Below are 17,332 nucleotides of genomic sequence, written 5' to 3' on the forward strand. Positions count from 1 at the left end.
GGCGTTACGACAGGTTCGGCGACAGCCAGCGTTCCACGTCTTCGATGCTGGCGCCACGGCGCTTGGCCATGTTTTCCACCTGGTCCATGCCGATCTTGCCGACGACGAAGTATTTCGACTCCGGGTGGGCAAAATAGAAGCCGGACACGGCCGCGCCGGGGAACATGGCATACGATTCCGTCAGCTGCATGCCGATTTCCTCGGCCTGCATGACCTCGAACATTTCTTTCTTGACGGTATGTTCCGGGCAGGCCGGGTAGCCGGGCGCCGGGCGGATGCCAACGTATTTTTCAGCGATCATGTCGTCGTTGCCCAGCTGCTCGTCCGGCACATAGCCCCACAAATCCTTGCGCACGCGCTCGTGCAGGTATTCGGCGAAGGCCTCGGCCAGGCGGTCGGCCAGCGATTTCAGCATGATGGACGAGTAATCGTCGTGCGCATCCTCGAAGCGCTTTTCGTATTTCTCGATACCGAGGCCGGACGTCACGGCAAACATGCCGATGTAATCCTTGACGCCCGATGCCTTCGGCGCGATGAAGTCGGCCAGGCACTGGTTCGGACGCTGCACGCCGTCGACCACGGGTTTGACGCCCTGCTGGCGCATGCCGTAATACGTGAACGCCACGGTACTGCGCGTATCGTCCGTGTACACCTCGATATCGTCGTCATTGATGCTGTTGGCCGGCAGCAAGGAGACGACGCCATTGGCCGTCAGCCAGCGCCCGTCGATGAGTTTTTTCAGCAAGGCCTGGGCTTCCGCGTACACCTTGGTGGCCGCGTCGCCCACCACTTCGTCCGTCAGGATGGCGGGGAAGGGGCCGGCCAGGTCCCAGGTCTGGAAGAACGGACCCCAGTCGATATAGTTGGCCAGGGTGGCCAGGTCGACGTTTTTAAACACGCGCCGGCCGATGAACTTCGGTTTCACGGGCGTGCAGGCGCCGTCGAAGGGTACTACCATGCGGTTGGCGCGCGCTTGCGCCAGCGGCAGGATGGGCAGGGCCTTCTTGTTGGCGTGCTGCTCGCGGATGCGCGCGTAGTCGAGTTCGATGTCTTCCACGTATTTGTCGCGCTGCTCCGGTGTCAGCAGTGACTGCGCGACGGACACGGAACGCGAGGCGTCCGGCACGTAGATCACGGGGCCTTCGTAGTTGTGCGCGATCTTCACGGCCGTGTGGGCGCGGCTGGTGGTGGCACCGCCGATCAGCAGGGGAATCTTGAGCATGCGGAAATGCTCGTCGCGCTGCATTTCCTTGGCGACATACGCCATTTCTTCCAGCGATGGCGTGATCAGGCCCGACAGGCCGATGATGTCGGCGTTTTCCACCTTGGCGCGCGCGAGGATTTCCGAGCACGGCACCATCACGCCCATGTTTACCACCTCGAAGTTATTGCACTGCAGAACGACGGTAACGATGTTCTTGCCGATGTCATGCACGTCGCCTTTGACGGTCGCCATGATGATCTTGCCTTTCGGCTTGGCGACGATGCCCGTGCGCTGTTCTTCCAGCAGCTTTTCTTCCTCGATGAACGGAATCAGATGGGCCACGGCCTGCTTCATGACGCGCGCCGATTTCACCACTTGCGGCAGGAACATCTTGCCCTGGCCAAACAGGTCGCCGACCACGTCCATGCCGGCCATCAAGGGACCCTCGATCACGTGGATGGGGCGACCGCCATTGTGCAGCAGTTCCTGGCGCGCTTCTTCCGTGTCTTCCACGATGAATTGCGTGATGCCGTGCACCAGCGCGTGCGACAGGCGCTCCTGCACCGTGCCTTCGCGCCAGGCCAGGGTTTGCGCCTCGGCCTTGCCGCCCGCCTTCAGGGTGCCGGCAAATTCGATCATGCGTTCCGTCGAGTCTTCGCGGCGGTTCAGCACCACGTCTTCCACGCGCTCGCGCAGTTCCGGGTCGAGGTTGTCGTACACGCCCACCATGCCGGCGTTGACGATGCCCATGGTCATGCCGGCCTTGATGGCGTGGTACAGGAACACGGTATGGATGGCTTCGCGGGCCGGATCGTTGCCACGGAAACTGAAGGACACGTTCGATACGCCGCCCGAGATCTTCGCGTACGGCAGGTTTTCCTTGATCCAGCGCGTCGCGTTGATGAAGTCGACGGCGTAGTTGTTGTGCTCTTCGATACCGGTGGCGACGGCAAAGATGTTCGGGTCGAAAATGATGTCTTCGGGCGGGAAGTCCAGCGCGTCGATCAGCAGGTGGTAGGCGCGCGCGCAAATTTCGATCTTGCGCTCGAAGGTGTCGGCCTGGCCCTTCTCATCGAAGGCCATGACGATCACGGCCGCGCCGTAGCGGCGGCACAGCTTCGCCTGGCGCAGGAATTCCTCTTCGCCTTCCTTCATCGAGATGGAATTGACGATGGCCTTGCCCTGCACGCATTTCAGGCCCGCTTCGATGACCGACCATTTCGACGAGTCGACCATGATGGGCACGCGCGAAATATCGGGTTCCGAAGCGATCAGGTTCAAGAAGCGCGTCATGGCGGCCAGCGAGTCGAGCATCGCTTCGTCCATGTTGATGTCGATCACTTGCGCGCCGTTCTCCACTTGCTGGCGCGCCACGGACAAGGCTTCGTCGTATTGCTCGTTGAGAATCATGCGCGCGAACGCTTTCGAACCCGTGACGTTGGTGCGCTCGCCCACGTTGACGAACAGCGACTCGTCGTTGACGACGAACGGTTCCAGGCCGGCCAGGCGCAAGTCGTGCGATGGGGCCGGCACGGTGCGCGGCGTGTTTTTCGACAGCAATTGACCGATGGCGGCGATGTGCTCGGGCGTGGTGCCGCAGCAGCCGCCGGCCATGTTCAAAAAACCCGCGTCGGCAAATTCGCGCAGCAGGGCGGACGTGTCGGCAGGCAACTCGTCAAAACCCGTGTCGCTCATGGGGTTGGGCAAGCCCGCGTTCGGGTAGATGCAGACGAAAGTGTCGGCGATCTTGGCCAGCTCTTCCGCGTACGGGCGCATCAGGGCGGCGCCCAGCGCGCAGTTCAGGCCGATCGTCAGCGGTTTCGCGTGGCGCACGGAATTCCAGAAGGCGGGCACGGTCTGGCCCGACAAAATGCGGCCCGACGCGTCCGTGACGGTGCCGGAAATCATCAGGGGCAGGCGCACGACGCTGGGGTTTTGCTCGTAGAACAGGTCGATGGCGAACAGGGCCGCCTTGCAGTTGAGGGTGTCGAAAATGGTTTCCACCAGCAGCACGTCGGCGCCGCCTTCCACCAGGCCCTGCGTCTGCTGCAGGTAGGCGGCCACCAATTGATCGAAGGTAACGTTGCGCGCGGCCGGGTCATTCACGTCGGGCGAGATCGACGCCGTCTTCGGCGTGGGCCCGAGGGCGCCGGCGACGAAGCGCGGCTTGTCCGGCGTGGAATATTTATCGCAGGCGGCGCGCGCCAGCTTGGCCGCCTGCACGTTCATTTCGTAGGCCAGGTGGGCCATGTGGTAATCGTCTTGCGCGATCGTCGTGGCGCCGAAGGTATTCGTTTCGATCAGGTCGGCGCCGGCCGCCAGGTAGCGCTCATGGATTTCCTGGATGATGTGCGGCTGCGTCAGGGTCAGCAGCTCATTGTTGCCCTTGACGAACAGTTCGCGCGCGCCGCTGTCGGCCGGCGCGGCGAAATCGATGAAGCGGCCGGCGGGACCGCCACGATACGCTTCTTCGTCGAGCTTGTATTGCTGGATGATCGTGCCCATGGCGCCGTCGAGGATCATGATCCGCTGCGCCAGGATGGCGCGCAAGGAGGCTTCGGTCGGGGACATGGCGGGGATCACGGTATCGTTCATTTCATGCTTTCAATAGGCAAACGGGCGGCGGCGCGGCGACAAGACTGTACGAGGCGGTTGCAGGCCAGCGGGATCAGCTGACGGAGTGTGCCGGCCGGGTAAGCCGGGCAGAAGGTGGCAATCGCCTGATTTCACCGGGTCTAAAATTATACGGCATCAGGCTGCTTTGGTTTTAAGCAAAAGCGGCCGTTCGCCCCACGGCTGGCCTTCTTGCAACACATTGCCACACATCGCCTTCCGCCACGACAGCTTCTGAAAATTTCATTCCTGAAAATCTTACTCAAAACGTTAATTCTTCCGCCAAAATTGGTAGGAAGACATGGCCTCTAGGCTGTGGAAAAATTTCCACATTATTTGCGCCATCTCAGCATATTTTTAATGATTTGAATGGCAATAGCTGCAATGGAAAATAATTTTGATTTAAGACAATACAGAGTGACGTGAATAATTCCAAAAATAAAGATTACCAAACAGATACTTTAACTATTATCAAAACCAATTGAATCAAAAGCATTAATAGTTGTCTTTAGGAATCGAATTAACCCATAATATTGGTTCTTCGAAATTACATTCTCACCAAAAGTCACCAATATGTCACATTTCTCCCATGTCCTCCCCGGCCTCGCGCTGTACCAACATGGTTGCCAGCCATGAAAAACCATCTGCTTGTAGCATCGTTTGTCATGCTGGGCCTGTCCGCTTGCGGCGGAGGAGGCGGTGGTGGCGGTGACACCGTGGTGGCAACCACGTCGGGCAATCCCGTCGTGATTCCTGCTGTGATTCCTGCCGTGACGGCCGTCTCGGCGGCGAACGTCGCCGTGGGCGGCAGCCTGGTGGTGACGGGTAGCAATCTGAGCCGCGTGACGGCTTTCCAGGTGGGCGGCGTGAACGTGACCGCCAGCGCCAGCAGCGACAGCAGCGTGACCCTGGCCATGCCGGGCGTGCCGGTCACGGGCGCCTTGAGCCTCGTCAGCGCCAGCGGCACGGCGGCCACCAGCTATAACGTGAACGTGTACCTGCCATTGAGCGTGAGCGGCGTCGCGCCGGCGACGGGTGGCGTCGGTTCCAGCGTGACGATCGCGGGCGGCGGCATGGGCGCCGTGACGGCGGTGCAGTTCGGCAATGGCGCCGCGGCAACACCGCAAAGCCAGACAGCCGGCAGCGTAACGGTGGTGGTGCCTGCGGGCGCGGCAACGGGAGCGCTGACGGTGCGCGGTCCCTACAACGACGTCATCAGCAGCGAACCGTACACGGTCTTGCCCAGCGTGGCAGTGACGTCGGTCACGTCGGCCGTCAACGGCGCGACCTTGTCGGTGACGGTGCAGGGCAGCAATCTCGACCAGGTCAGCGCGGCGACCGTGGGCAGTACGCCGGCCGTCATCGTCAGCGCCAGTGCCAGCCAGCTGGTGTTGTCCGCGCCAGCGTCGGCAACGGGGACCGTGATGCTGTCGGCCGCTTCGCGCATCGCCGTGAATGCGGGCACGGTATCGGCCTTTACTCTGGGCAGCATTGATTTCGCGCAGGTACTGAATTTGAACGCCAGCGATGCCGCCTTGCGCCTGACGCGCGGCAAGCCGGCCGCCGTGCGCGTGTCCGTGCTGGCCACGCAGGCGGGCCAGGCCAGCCCGGCCGTGACCTTGAATGCGACGGCCGCCAATGGCAGCAACCTGGGCAGCATTACCATGAGCGGCCCGTCGGTCTTGCCGACAACGAAAAGCGATTACAGTTTCAACGGCAATTTCAGCGCCGTCCTGCCTTCCGGCTGGATTCTGCCCGGCGTGCGCGTGCGCGTGACGGCCGTGGGCAACGACGGTACGCAAGTGAGCCAGGAAGCGGCGCCCGTCGTGGCCAGCGCGGCGAAAATCCACCTGGTGCTGGTACCGCTGAGCACCGACGATGGCGTGGGGCAACTGCCGGACGCGGAGGTGATCCGTACTGCGCTGACCCGCGTGTATCCGTATGCGGCGGAAAATATCAGCATTAGCACGCGCGCCCCACTGAGCGTATCGGGCAGCAGCACGGCCGACAGCTGGTGGAGCCCGACCTTGGAAGCCCTGAACGGCAAGCGCGCCCAGGAAGATAGCGGCGCCTTTTATTATGGCTTCGTGCCGAAAATGTCTTCCACGCGCGCCGCTGGCCTGGCGTACGTCAATTCTCGCACCGACAATGGCGATTTCACGGCGGCGATCGGCCTGGACGCCAGGTTCAACAGCATTGCCTCCGTCGATCCGTTCGGCAATAGCTGGCCTGAATGGCTGACTACGCTGGTGCATGAACTGGGCCACAATCATTCGCTGCAGCACGTTGCCTGCGGCGGCCCGGCTGGCGCGGCCACCGACTACCCGTATGCAAATGGCGACCTGGGCCCGCAACCGCTGTACAACAGCAGCTATGCGGGCAGCATCGGCCAGTTGAGCAAGGCGGTGTATGGCAGCACGCCGATGAAGGACGTGATGAGCTATTGCAGCGGCGCCTGGTTCTCGGACTACAGCTATGTGCGGGTACAGCAATTCCTGGAAAAACGCAGCACGCAGATTGCCGGCAGCAATGTGCTGGCCGCCAGCATGTCCGTGGCCGAGCATGGCTATCTGACCATTTCCGGCCGCATCACGCCATCTGGCGTGGGCCTGCGTCCCGCCGTTGCCTCGTCGGTGCGCATCGGTGCCGCTGTCAGCGGCAGCGGCCATGCTTATACCTTGCGCGTGTTGACGGTGTCGGGACAGACTATCGACTTGCCCTTCGATGGCGTCTCCGTGGCCGACCACGGCGGCAGCGCCATGAGCCATTTCCGCGTCAGCTTCGCCAACCCGGGCGACATCAGCGACGTGCAAGTGCTGCAAAATGGCAAGGCTTTGGCCAAGCTCGAGCGCCCGGCGCGGCGCAGCAAGGCGGCCGCCAACGATGCCACGTTCGATGCGACGCAAAGCGGCGGCAAGCTGGCGCTGGTCTGGAATGCCGAGGCGGAACCGTACGCCGCCGTGCTGCACGTGGCCGCCGATGGCCGCAAGACGGTGGTCGCCAGTGACTTGACGGGTGGCAAAGCCAGCGTCGACGTGAGCGCCTTGCCGGCCGGCGGCCGCTTCGAGGTCAGCCTGTCGTCGTCCGTGGGTGGGCGCCTGATGAAGGTGCAGCGCCGCTAAGCAAGGGCGCTCGATGCAAAAAGGGCTTGCCGCGGCAAGCCCTTTTTTATTGGTGCATAAACCGCACAGATCCTGTGCCAGGCGAAGGCTGCCGTTTTACCTCCCGCCTGCCTAGAATGGAGCTTCATCCACTTGCGGAGCATCCCATGCCCATCCTGAACCTGCGTTTGTCCACGCCACCCGATGCGCGCCAGTCGGCCGCCATCGCCGCCACCCTGAGCCAATTGACGGCGCAACTGTTGCACAAGGCGCCCGAACTGACGTCGGTGGCGATCAGCCATCTTGACGCGGCGCACTGGTTCGTCGGCGGGCCATCCTTGCAGGCGCAAGGCAAGGCCAGCTTTTTCCTCGATATCCTGATCAGCGATGAAACGAATACGGCGGCGGAAAAGGCCGCGTATATCGCCGCCGTGTTCGCCGCCATGCAGCAGTATCTCGGCGCCGTGCATGACGTCAGCTACATCCACGTGCACGATGCGCGCCAGGCGGCCTGGGGCTACGGCGGCTTGACGCAGCAGTTCCGCGCCGTGCGCAAGGCGCTGCAGCAGCCGTGATCAATCCCAGTGGCGATCTTGATAGTGCCGCACGGAAAAATCGATGAAGGCCCTGACCTTGGGTGACAGCTGGCGGCTGTGCGGATACAGCGCGTACAGGGTGCGCGGCCGCAAGGTGTAGCCGGGCAAGACTTCCACGAGCTGGCCGCTGCGCAGCGCGTCGCGCACGATGAAGGCGGCCGCGCCGGCAATCCCCATGCCGCCCACGGCCGCTTCGCGCAAGGCCACGCTGGTGTTGGCTTGCAGGCTGCCGCGCACGGCCACCTTGTGGGCGGCGCCGTCACCATCGGTGAATGACCATTCCGCCGGCTTGTCGCCGGAGGTATACATCAGGCAATTGTGCCGGACCAGGTCTTGCGGCGTGGCCGGATGGCCATGGCGGGCCAGGTAGGCGGGCGAGGCGACGGCCACTGTGCGGCTGCTGGCCAGCTGGCGCGCCACCAGGGTGGAATCGGGCAAGCCGCGCGCCAGGCGCAGCGCCACGTCGAAGCCATCGTCGATCAGATCGACGATGCGGTCATTGCAGACGAGATCAATGTGGATGTGCGGATATTGGCGGCTGAAATCGGGCAGCCAGGCGGCCAGTTCCAGGGTGCCGAAGGCCATCGGCGCATTGATGCGCAGGCTGCCGGACGGCTGCGCCTGGTGCATGGCGACGGCGCGGTCGGCCGCGTCGAGGGCGTCGAGGATGTCGCGGCTGGCCAGGTAGTATTCCTGGCCGGCGGCCGTCAGCGCGAAACGGCGCGTCGTGCGGTTGAGCAGTTGGGCGCCCAGCTGGCTTTCCAGCTGGCGCACCTGGCGCGAGACGATGGAGTGGGATATGCCCAGCGCGGCGCCGGCGGCCGTGAAGCTGCCCAGTTCCACGACGCGGCGCAGGGCGCGCAGGGCGGTCAGCTGGTCCATGGGCGCGTCTTGCCGCTATTCAGCGAAACGCTTGCCTTCGAGGGGGAAGCCCTTGATGAACTCGGCTGCGGGCAGGCGCTTGCCGCCCGGTTTTTGCAGTTCCGTCAGGCGCAAGGAGCCATTGCCGCAGGCCACGACGATGCCGTGCTGGGCGTCGGCCGCCAGCACCTGGCCAGGCGCTTCCTTGCTGTCCGCTTCGATTACCTCGGCGGCCCAGATCTTGATGGTGGTGCCATCGACCTGGCCGCAGGCGCCGGGAAACGGATTGAAGGCGCGGATTTTCAGGCCCAGTTCCAGCGCCGACATGCTGAAATCGAGCGCCGCTTCTTCCTTGGCGATTTTCGCCGCGTAGGTGACGCCCGCTTCCGGCTGCGGCACGGCTTCGAGCGGCTGCTGCTGCATCTTGCGCAGGGTCTCGACGATCATCTTGCCGCCCAGGGCGGCCAGCTTGTCGTGCAGAGTGCCGGTGGAGTCGCCCGCTTCGATGGGCGTGCGCTCGATGGCCAGCATGGGGCCCGTATCGAGGCCTTCTTCCATCTGCATGATGGTCACGCCCGTTTCATCGTCGCCCGCTTCGATGGCGCGATGAATCGGCGCGGCGCCGCGCCAGCGCGGCAGCAGGGAACCGTGGATATTGATGCAGGGTTTGATGTCGAGCGTGCTGCGCGGCAAGATCAAGCCGTAGGCCGCCACCACCATCACGTCATAGTCCGTGGCCAGCAGGCGTTCGTGGGCCGCTTTCGCTTCGGCGGCGCGCTGCGGGTCCTTGCTGTCCATGCGCAAGGACAGCGGCTGCAGCACCTCGATGCCGTGCTGTTGCGCATACTGCTTGACGGCCGAGGCGTGCAACTGCATGCCGCGTCCCGCAGGGCGGTCGGGCTGGGTCAGCACCAGCGGAATCTCGAATCCCGCTTCGTGCAAGTCTTTCAGGGCCGTGGCGGCGAATTCAGGCGTGCCTGCGAAGATCACTTTCATATGGTTCCTTGACGTGAGGTGCGCAGGCCCGCGCCCGAAGGCGCCAGGCTGGCGTGGTGTAACGACGACTGTTGCTGCTTAGTCTATCAGCTGTACTGCAAAAACTCCTTGAACACCTTACAAAACCGTAGTGAGCGGAAGCGAATTGTGGCTGAGAAGCGGAACTGTGCTTGAGCACAGTGAGCATCGCAGGCCGCAAGTCGCGACGCGCAGTAGGTTTGGTCAGGTGTTTTCAGAAACGGCGGTTCTGCGCACGCAAGCTCGCTTCGCGCTCGAGACCACGGATTTCCTTGATCATCTTGGTCTTGATGCGGTTGCGCTTGAGCGGCGACAGGTATTCGACGAATACCTTGCCCAGCAAGTGATCCATCTCATGCTGGATGCAGACGGCCAGCAAGCCATCGGCTTCCAGTTCGTACTGCTTGCCGTGGCGGTCCAGGGCGCGCACCTTGATGCGGGCAGGGCGCTCGACGCCGTCGTAGACGCCCGGCACGGACAAACAGCCTTCGTCGTAGACCTGCTTTTCTTCGCTGGCCCAGGTGATTTCCGGGTTGATGAACACTTGCAGCTGGTTTTTCTCTTCGGTGATGTCGATCACCATCATCTGGATATGCTCGTCCACTTGCGACGCGGCCAGGCCGACGCCAGGGGCGTCGTACATGGTTTCGGCCATGTCGTCGATCAGGGTTTGCAGGCGCGCGTCAAATTCGGTGACGGGCTTGGCGACCGTGTGCAGGCGAGGATCGGGGTAACGCAGGATATTTAATATGGACATACGGATTCGACTGGTTAAGGTGGGCGCCGGTGCGCCGGATTATTCATGCCTGGGCCATGCGGACGATGGCAGGGCTATTTTATTTTTGGGTACGCTACGGTTGGGCGCGTATGGCGCAACGGCGCGGCAGATGCGTTTGCCAGTGCGTCGATTAGTTTGCTGCAAAGGGAAATTTTATCACAGACGCCCCTTACCCTGTGGACGGCGGGCCGTTTTGCAGCGCCATTGCACGCATTGTTGCGCGCGTCGGTATCACGTCCGTGCCATGGCGCTAGCATGGGATGGCACAGTACACAGCGAGGTTGCCATGCATGCAATTGCAACGACGGTGGACACGGCCACGGAACTGGCGGGCTGGCTGCGCCTGCAGCACCTGCCCGGCGTGGGGCCGGTGGCGGCGCGCGCCTTGCTGGCCCGCTTCGGCTTGCCGCCGCAAATCTTCGCCGCTCCATTCGAGGTCTTGCGCGAAGTGGTGCCGGCCAGCGTGGCGCGCGCCATCGTGCAGCCGACCAAGCCGGTGGCCAACAGCCAGCTCGCGCTTACCCTGCAGTGGCTGCAGCGGCCCGGCAATGCCGTGCTGACCCTGGCCGATGCCGCGTATCCGCCCCTGCTGCTGGAAATCGCCGATCCGCCGCTCTTGTTATATGTGCGGGGGCGGGCGGAACTGCTGTCGCGTCCCGGCGTGGCCATCATCGGCAGTCGTAATGCCAGCGCGCAAGGCATGCAGAATGCGGCCGCGTTTGCGCACGCGCTCAGCACGGCGGGCCTGACCATCATTTCCGGGCTGGCGCTGGGCATCGACACGCAGGCGCACGAAGGCGGCTTGCGCGGCGCGGGCGCGACCGTGGCCGTGATCGGCACGGGCGCCGATCTGGTGTATCCACGACGCAACCTTGATCTGGCGCAAAGAATCGCCGAGCAAGGCTGCATCGTCAGCGAGTACGCGCTGGGCTTGCCGGCCATGCCGGGGAACTTTCCGCGCCGTAATCGCCTGATCAGCGGCCTGGCGCGCGGCGTGCTGGTGATCGAGGCGGCCGCGCAATCGGGCTCATTGATCACGGCGCGCCTGGCCGGCGAGCAGGGGCGCGACGTGTATGCCTTGCCCGGCTCCATCCATGCGACTTTGGCCAAGGGTTGCCATGCGCTCATCAAGCAGGGGGCCAAGCTGGTCGAGTCGGCCGATGACGTGCTGCAAGAGCTGCAGTGGCTGGGTGGCGTCCCCGCCGTGCCGGCAGCGGTGGAAGACGAGACGCCGCTGCTGGCCGCGCTGGGCCACGATCCCGTCGATGCCGATACCCTGGCCGCGCGCAGCGGCCTGGCCATGGGCGCGCTGATGGGCGAATTGCTGGCGCTGGAGCTGGCGGGGCGGGTGGAACGCTTGCCGGGAGGACTGTTTCAACGCTGCAAATGACAGCTTGTCACTTGTGTGGCGGCCTTGCAGCACGGGCGCGCTTTGTCGGTGCGCACCCTTGTGTCTTAGCGAACTTAGCTGCTAGAGTAGAGCCATGTTCGATATCCTGGTGTACCTCTACGAGACTTACTATCGCCCCGATGCCTGCCCCGAGCCGGCAGTCCTGGCGCGCAAACTGTCGGCCGTCGGTTTCGACGACGTGGAGATTTCCGAAGCGCTCGTGTGGCTGACGGACTTGAACGCCATGGCCGGCGTCGAACAAACCCTGACGGCCAGTTCCACGGGCACGCGTTTCTATGTGCAGCAGGAAAGCGACGTGCTGGGCACGGCCGCCATCGGTTTCATCCAGTTCCTCGAAAGCGCCAAGGTGCTCTCGCCGCTGCAGCGCGAAATCGTCATCGAACGGGCGCTGGCGCTCGACGAGGCGCCCGTGTCGCTGGGCAAGCTGAAAGTCATCGTGCTGATGCTGCTGTGGAGCCAAGGCAAGGAACCGGATGCGCTGATGTTCGACGACCTGTTCGTCGACGATGAAGACCTCCCGCCGCGCCTGCTGCACTAATATATCAACGCCCCTGGCCGCACCTGGCGCCACTGCCGCGCCATCTCCCTTACTATATGCTGCGACACCGCGCACGCCAGGCCATTGTTTTTGCGCTGGCGCATTCTTGCTTGCAGATAACTTGCCGAATTCTTCATTAGGCGCTTATCATTGGCCGCTTGACAAGACCACAAGTCACAAGGCCTTGCGCAGACAAAAGCGTCGGCGCCTGGCAATGCACTGTATGATGCGCATGCTGAAACTATCCTAGAGCATTTTTCGAGACTAAAAAATATGACAAAAACCCTCATCATCGCCGAGAAGCCTTCTGTCGCGAACGATATCGCGAAGACGCTTGGCGGCTTTACCAAGCACGATGAGTACTTTGAATCGGATGAATACGTCCTGTCGTCGGCGGTTGGCCACTTGCTGGAGATCGCCGTACCGGAAGAATTCGACGTGAAGCGCGGCAAATGGAGTTTCGCGCACTTGCCGATGATTCCCCCGTATTTCGCGCTCAATCCCATCCCGAAGACGGAAGCGCGCCTCAAAGTATTAAACAAGCTGATCAAGCGTAAAGACGTTTCCACCCTCATCAACGCATGCGATGCGGGGCGCGAAGGCGAGCTGATTTTCCGCCTGATCGCGCAAAACGCCAAGGCCAAGCAACCGGTCAAGCGCCTGTGGCTGCAGTCGATGACGCCGGGCGCCATCCGCGACGGTTTCGCGCACCTGCGCAGCGACGAAGAAATGCTGCCGCTGGCCGACGCGGCCCGCTGCCGTTCGGAAGCCGATTGGCTGATCGGCATCAATGGCACGCGCGCCATGACGGCGTTCAATTCGAAAGAGGGCGGCTTCTACCTGACGACCGTGGGCCGCGTGCAGACGCCGACGCTGTCCATCGTCGTCGAACGCGAAGACAAGATCAAAAAATTCGTGCCGCGCGACTTCTGGGAAGTGCGCGCCGAATTCGTCTGCGCGGCCGGCATCTACGAAGGCCGCTGGCTCGACACGAAGTTCAAGAAGGACGAGAACGATCCCGAGAAGCGCGCCGAGCGCCTGTGGAGCAAGACCGCTGCCGACTCGATCGCCACCGCCTGCCGCGGCCGCCAAGGCACCGTCACGGAAGAATCGAAGCCGACCACCTCGATGGCGCCGGGCCTGTTCGACCTGACCAGTTTGCAGCGCGAAGCGAACTCGCGTTTCGGCTTCTCGGCCAAGAACACGCTGGGCCTGGCCCAGGCGCTGTACGAAAAGCACAAGGTGCTGACGTATCCGCGTACCGATTCGCGCCACCTGCCGGAAGACTATATGCCGACCGTGCTGCAGGCGCTGGAAACGGTCAAGGAAAACAGCAACTACCACCAGTTCGCCAAGCAGATTATCGACAAGGGCTGGGTCAAGCCGAACAAGCGCATCTTCGACAACACGAAGATCTCGGATCACTTCGCGATCATCCCGACGACGATCGCGCCAAAGAATTTGTCCGAGCCGGAACAAAAATTGTACGACCTCGTCACGCGCCGCTTCATGGCCGTGTTCTTCCCGCCTGCGGAATTCCAGGTCACCACGCGCTACACGGAAGTGTCCGGCCATCAGTTCAAGACTGAAGGCAAGGTCATGACCAATCCGGGCTGGCTGGCCATCTACGGCAAGGAAGCGTCGACGGACGCGGACAAGGAAAGCAATGGCAACGGCAACCTGGTGCCAGTGGCCAAGGGCGAGAAAGTGCAGACGGAAAGCGTCAGCGCCAACGGCCTGGTCACCAAGCCGCCAGCGCGCTTCACTGAAGCAACGTTGCTGTCGGCCATGGAAGGCGCTGGCAAGCTGATCGACGACGACGAGCTGCGCGATGCGATGGCCGGCAAGGGCCTGGGCACGCCAGCGACGCGCGCGGCCACCATCGAGGGTTTGCTGACGGAACGCTATCTGATCCGCGAAGGCCGTGAACTGATTCCGACGGCCAAGGCGTCGCAGCTGATGACCTTGTTGAAAGGCCTGGGCGTCAACGAATTGACGGCGCCGGAGCTGACGGGCGAGTGGGAATACAAGCTGTCGCAGATGGAAAAAGGCAAGATTTCGCGCGAAGAATTCATGCGTGAAATCGCGCAGATGACGCAAATCATCGTCAAGCGCGCCAAGGAATACGACAACGACACGATTCCCGGCGACTACGCTACCCTGGAAACGCCATGCCCGAATTGCGGCGGCGTGGTGAAGGAAAACTACCGCCGTTTCGCCTGCACCAAGTGCGAATTCTCGATGAGCAAGACGCCGGGTTCGCGCCAGTTCGAAATCGCCGAAGTGGAACAATTGCTGAAGGACCGCACCATCGGCCCGCTGCAAGGTTTTCGCTCGAAGATGGGCCGTCCGTTCGCCGCCATTTTGCGCATCGTGCGCGATGAAGAGATCAAGAATTTCAAGCTGGAATTCGATTTCGGCCAGAACGACGAGAGCGAAGATGGCGAAGGCGTCGATTTCACGGGCCAGACGCCCGTGGGACCTTGCCCCAAGTGCAATGCCGGCGTGTATGAAATGGGCCTGGCCTATGTGTGCGAACACAGCGTGGCCAAGCCGAAGACGTGCGACTTCCGCAGCGGCCGCATCATCTTGCAGCAGGAAATCTTGCCGGAACAAATGGCAAAACTGCTCAACGATGGCAAGACGGATTTGTTGCCGGGCTTTGTATCCCAGCGTACCCGTCGCCCGTTCAAGGCTTTCCTCGTGCGCGGCAAGGATGGCAAGGTGAGCTTCGAGTTTGAAGAGCGCAAGGCCAAGCCGGGCGCCAAGACGAAGGCGGCCGAGGTCGAAGGCGAAGAAGGCGCGGCGCCAGCGAAGAAAACGGCCGTCAAGAAAGCGGCAGCCGTGAAAAAGGCGCCAGCGAAGAAAGCGGCGGCCGTGAAAAAGCCGGCCGCCAGGAAGGCGCCGGCCAAGAAAGCGGCAGCGGCCGAGTAATCGGGCGCCAGCCACAAAAAAGCCAGGGACGTCCCTGGCTTTTTTTACGTCCCGATTTTCTTGGCGTTAGTCTGACGCTTAGTCCAGGTAGTCCGAATACTCGCGCTGCGCGTAGTTCTGCAAATTCGCCCACGGCTGCGCCTTGCTGACGGTAGGCTGCAGCTTGACGTCGACGCGGCGGTAGAAGGTATTCGCGCGGTCGCCGCTTTCGATAATCAGCGGAATCTGCTTTTGCTCATCCCACAGGATGCGCTGGAACACGCCATTCTTTTCCACTTCGCGCCAGCGCGCGCCCGTCACGTTCGACGCCTGTTTCGACAGCGGCATGGCGGTCACCAGTTTTGGGTCCAGCAGGTAAAAACTGTTTTCCCAGGACCCGTCGAAATTGACGTTTTCGTATTCGGCTTTCGGGATGGAGACGACGATCTTGTCGTGCGCATCGATGTATTCCACGCGCACGGTGTTCTTTTCCAGCATCACGTGGCGGGGGATCAGCACGGGATTGAAGTGCTTGTGTTCATGCTGCGTGGCCTTCAGTGCCACTTTGGTGTTCTCGCCGTGCTTGTGGCCCGCATGCGCGTCCGTCGACGGCGCCAGCACGCGCTCGACCCACACGTGGCCGGGGCGGCGCAGCATCTTTTCTTCGTAGCGGCTTTCGCGCGTCACGCCTTCCGGCGTGAGGACGCGGCTGTAGTAGGTGATGCCCAGGTCCAGGTCGGCGGGAGCCGAAGGGGTTGCAGGAGCGGCTTGCGCGCCGGCGGCAAAGCCGGCGGCGAGGAGGACGGCGATCAGGGACGATTTCATGGTGTGGCCTTTACGTGCAGAGGGGCGGAGGGCATACGCCATCCGCCCCGGTGGGGTTGCCGTGTTGATGTGGATCAGAAGCCGAAGGCCGCCTTCAGCAAGTCAAACACCTTGGTGTTGTCCAGGGTGCCCTTGAAGGCCTTGGCGCCGGCGCCCGTGGCCAGCAGCTTGACGTCGCCGCCGCCGTGGGTTTCGCTGGCCAGACGCACGCCTGTTTCTTGCAGGTAGTTGTCTTTCAGTGCCGTGGCGCTGTCGACATTGCTGCGCAGGTCAGGGCGGTTCGGGCCATTGCCGAACACCAGGGTGGTGTAGGTATTGCCATCGGCATCCTTGCTCGGCTGGTTATCCTTGTAGCCGCGGTTGATGTCGAGGATAGGATTGCCGCGCTTGCCATAGCCGTTGAAGGCCAGGGTGTGGTCATGGTCGGCCGTGACGACGATCAGGGTGTTCTCCAGCTTTGGATCGGTTTCCTTGATCTTGGCGATGGCCGCCTTGATGGCGTCGTCGAAGGCAATGGTGTCCGTCAGCGCGCGCTTGGCGTTGATGCCATGCAAGGCGTGGTCGATGCGACCGCCTTCGACCATCAGGAAGTAGCCGTTCGTGTTTTTCGACAGTAAGTCCATGGCCTTCAGGGTCATTTCCGACAGGCTAGGCTGGGTCGCGCCTTCGCCCAGCGGTGGCGTGGCCGTGCGGTCCAGTTCATATTCCAGGTGGCTGCGGGTGCTGTACAGGCCGATGAATTTCTTGCCGCTTGGCGCTGCCGCCATTTCCGCTTTCGTCGCGGCCACGGTGTAGCCCTTGGCGGCAAATTCCGTCAGCAGGTTGCGGCCATCGGCACGGCCATACTTGTTGCTGGTCGACCAAGGCGTGAAGTGGTTGCGGCCGCCACCCATCAGCACGTCGACGCCATCGCCCAGGGCGGCGTTGTAGCCCGCGCCGCCTGGCACCGCTTGCGCGGCGATCGCGTATTGCGCATTGCGGTTGCAGATGTGCGAGAACGTCGTCGCCGGCGTGGCGTGCGTCAGTTCCGTGGTGGTGATGGCGCCCACGGCCTTGCCCTTGGCTTTCGCCAGTTCCAGGATGGTCGGCACGCTCTTGCCGCCGGCCGGGCAGTTGTCCACGCCCAGGTTGCCGTTGGCATCGCGGCCGGGCTCTTTGGCGATCGTTTCCTGTGCCATCGAGATGACTTCATTGTTCATCTTGACGCCGGTCATGTAGGCGGCCATCGATGGCGCGCTGTCCGTCGTTTGCGCATCGTTCGAGAACGTCTTGATGCGCGCCGTGCGTTCCAGCGTGTCCATCGTCAGGCTGCCGTCTTCCTTGTACTGGTAGATGCGCGCGGCCGTCACGACGGACGGGCCCATGCCGTCGCCGAGGAAGAAGATGACGTTCTTGGCGTCGGCGGCGTAGGCGCCGTTGGCAACGCTGGCGGCCACGAGCGTGGTCAACAAGGAGAGTTTCAATGCATGTTTCATGTG

General features: G+C 62.6%; 11 protein-coding genes. 5 read left to right on the top strand and 6 right to left on the bottom strand.

The window, feature by feature from the left end; genetic code table 11:
- Nucleotides 1–4: 4 nt before the first annotated feature.
- Nucleotides 5–3,799 (bottom strand): methionine synthase, encoded by a 3,795-nt coding sequence (gene metH, locus BLU39_RS21695; protein WP_175539387.1) that lies wholly within the window; start codon nucleotides 3,797–3,799, stop codon nucleotides 5–7.
- Between the two features lie 650 nt (nucleotides 3,800–4,449).
- Here metH and BLU39_RS21700 point away from each other — a divergent pair.
- Both BLU39_RS21700 and BLU39_RS21705 read left to right on the top strand, forming a co-directional pair.
- Nucleotides 4,450–6,939, top strand: coding sequence for an IPT/TIG domain-containing protein (locus BLU39_RS21700; protein WP_139178434.1), 2,490 nt, complete (start codon nucleotides 4,450–4,452; stop codon nucleotides 6,937–6,939).
- Between the two features lie 146 nt (nucleotides 6,940–7,085).
- On the top strand, nucleotides 7,086–7,493 hold the full coding sequence (locus tag BLU39_RS21705; protein ID WP_092716778.1) for a tautomerase family protein: 408 nt from the start codon (nucleotides 7,086–7,088) through the stop codon (nucleotides 7,491–7,493).
- On the opposite strand, the gene BLU39_RS21710 is transcribed toward BLU39_RS21705, so the two are convergent.
- The 3 genes from BLU39_RS21710 to def all read right to left on the bottom strand — a co-directional run bounded on the left by BLU39_RS21710 (nucleotide 7,494) and on the right by def (nucleotide 10,146).
- A complete protein-coding gene (locus BLU39_RS21710; RefSeq protein WP_092716780.1) occupies nucleotides 7,494–8,396 on the bottom strand; it encodes a LysR family transcriptional regulator in 903 nt (300 codons plus the stop codon).
- A 15-nt stretch (nucleotides 8,397–8,411) separates the two neighbouring features.
- Complete coding sequence (gene fmt / locus BLU39_RS21715) at nucleotides 8,412–9,371, bottom strand: methionyl-tRNA formyltransferase (RefSeq protein ID WP_092716783.1); 960 nt, start codon at nucleotides 9,369–9,371, stop codon at nucleotides 8,412–8,414.
- A gap of 232 nt (nucleotides 9,372–9,603) precedes the next feature.
- Nucleotides 9,604–10,146, bottom strand: coding sequence for a peptide deformylase (gene def, locus BLU39_RS21720; protein ID WP_092716785.1), 543 nt, complete (start codon nucleotides 10,144–10,146; stop codon nucleotides 9,604–9,606).
- A gap of 307 nt (nucleotides 10,147–10,453) precedes the next feature.
- On the opposite strand from def, the gene dprA reads away from it, so the two are divergent.
- From dprA to BLU39_RS21735, 3 genes are all read left to right on the top strand, one after another.
- A complete protein-coding gene (gene dprA, locus BLU39_RS21725) occupies nucleotides 10,454–11,557 on the top strand; it encodes a DNA-processing protein DprA (protein ID WP_092716787.1) in 1,104 nt (367 codons plus the stop codon).
- Nucleotides 11,558–11,651: 94 nt separating this feature from the next.
- The gene (locus BLU39_RS21730) at nucleotides 11,652–12,116 is read left to right on the top strand and encodes a Smg family protein (RefSeq protein ID WP_034749287.1); all 465 of its coding nucleotides are present in this window, start codon (nucleotides 11,652–11,654) and stop codon (nucleotides 12,114–12,116) included.
- Nucleotides 12,117–12,389: 273 nt separating this feature from the next.
- Entirely contained in the window at nucleotides 12,390–15,050 is a 2,661-nt protein-coding gene (locus BLU39_RS21735) for a DNA topoisomerase III (protein WP_092716789.1), read from the top strand.
- 78 nt (nucleotides 15,051–15,128) lie between these two features.
- Here the strand turns inward: BLU39_RS21735 and BLU39_RS21740 are convergent, their stop codons facing one another.
- Both BLU39_RS21740 and BLU39_RS21745 read right to left on the bottom strand, forming a co-directional pair.
- Nucleotides 15,129–15,854: a hypothetical protein gene (locus BLU39_RS21740; protein WP_092716792.1), complete on the bottom strand. Its 726-nt coding sequence runs from the start codon at nucleotides 15,852–15,854 to the stop codon at nucleotides 15,129–15,131.
- A 74-nt stretch (nucleotides 15,855–15,928) separates the two neighbouring features.
- Nucleotides 15,929–17,329: an alkaline phosphatase gene (locus BLU39_RS21745; RefSeq protein ID WP_092716794.1), complete on the bottom strand. Its 1,401-nt coding sequence runs from the start codon at nucleotides 17,327–17,329 to the stop codon at nucleotides 15,929–15,931.
- Between the last annotated feature and the right edge of the window lie 3 nt (nucleotides 17,330–17,332).

This window comes from Janthinobacterium sp. OK676 (assembly GCF_900103595.1).
Lineage (GTDB): Bacteria > Pseudomonadota > Gammaproteobacteria > Burkholderiales > Burkholderiaceae_D > Janthinobacterium.

Bases quoted from the DNA above. Each gene is read 5' to 3' on its own strand.
- BLU39_RS21700 (WP_139178434.1), top strand. From the start codon at position 4,450: ATGAAAAACCATCTGCTTGTAGCATCGTTTGTCATGCTGGGCCTGTCC.
- BLU39_RS21705 (WP_092716778.1), top strand. From the start codon at position 7,086: ATGCCCATCCTGAACCTGCGTTTGTCCACGCCACCCGATGCGCGCCAG.
- metH (WP_175539387.1), bottom strand. From the start codon at position 3,799: ATGAACGATACCGTGATCCCCGCCATGTCCCCGACCGAAGCCTCCTTG.
- def (WP_092716785.1), bottom strand. From the start codon at position 10,146: ATGTCCATATTAAATATCCTGCGTTACCCCGATCCTCGCCTGCACACG.
- BLU39_RS21710 (WP_092716780.1), bottom strand. From the start codon at position 8,396: ATGGACCAGCTGACCGCCCTGCGCGCCCTGCGCCGCGTCGTGGAACTG.
- BLU39_RS21730 (WP_034749287.1), top strand. From the start codon at position 11,652: ATGTTCGATATCCTGGTGTACCTCTACGAGACTTACTATCGCCCCGAT.
- BLU39_RS21745 (WP_092716794.1), bottom strand. From the start codon at position 17,329: ATGAAACATGCATTGAAACTCTCCTTGTTGACCACGCTCGTGGCCGCC.
- fmt (WP_092716783.1), bottom strand. From the start codon at position 9,371: ATGAAAGTGATCTTCGCAGGCACGCCTGAATTCGCCGCCACGGCCCTG.
- BLU39_RS21740 (WP_092716792.1), bottom strand. From the start codon at position 15,854: ATGAAATCGTCCCTGATCGCCGTCCTCCTCGCCGCCGGCTTTGCCGCC.
- dprA (WP_092716787.1), top strand. From the start codon at position 10,454: ATGCATGCAATTGCAACGACGGTGGACACGGCCACGGAACTGGCGGGC.
- BLU39_RS21735 (WP_092716789.1), top strand. From the start codon at position 12,390: ATGACAAAAACCCTCATCATCGCCGAGAAGCCTTCTGTCGCGAACGAT.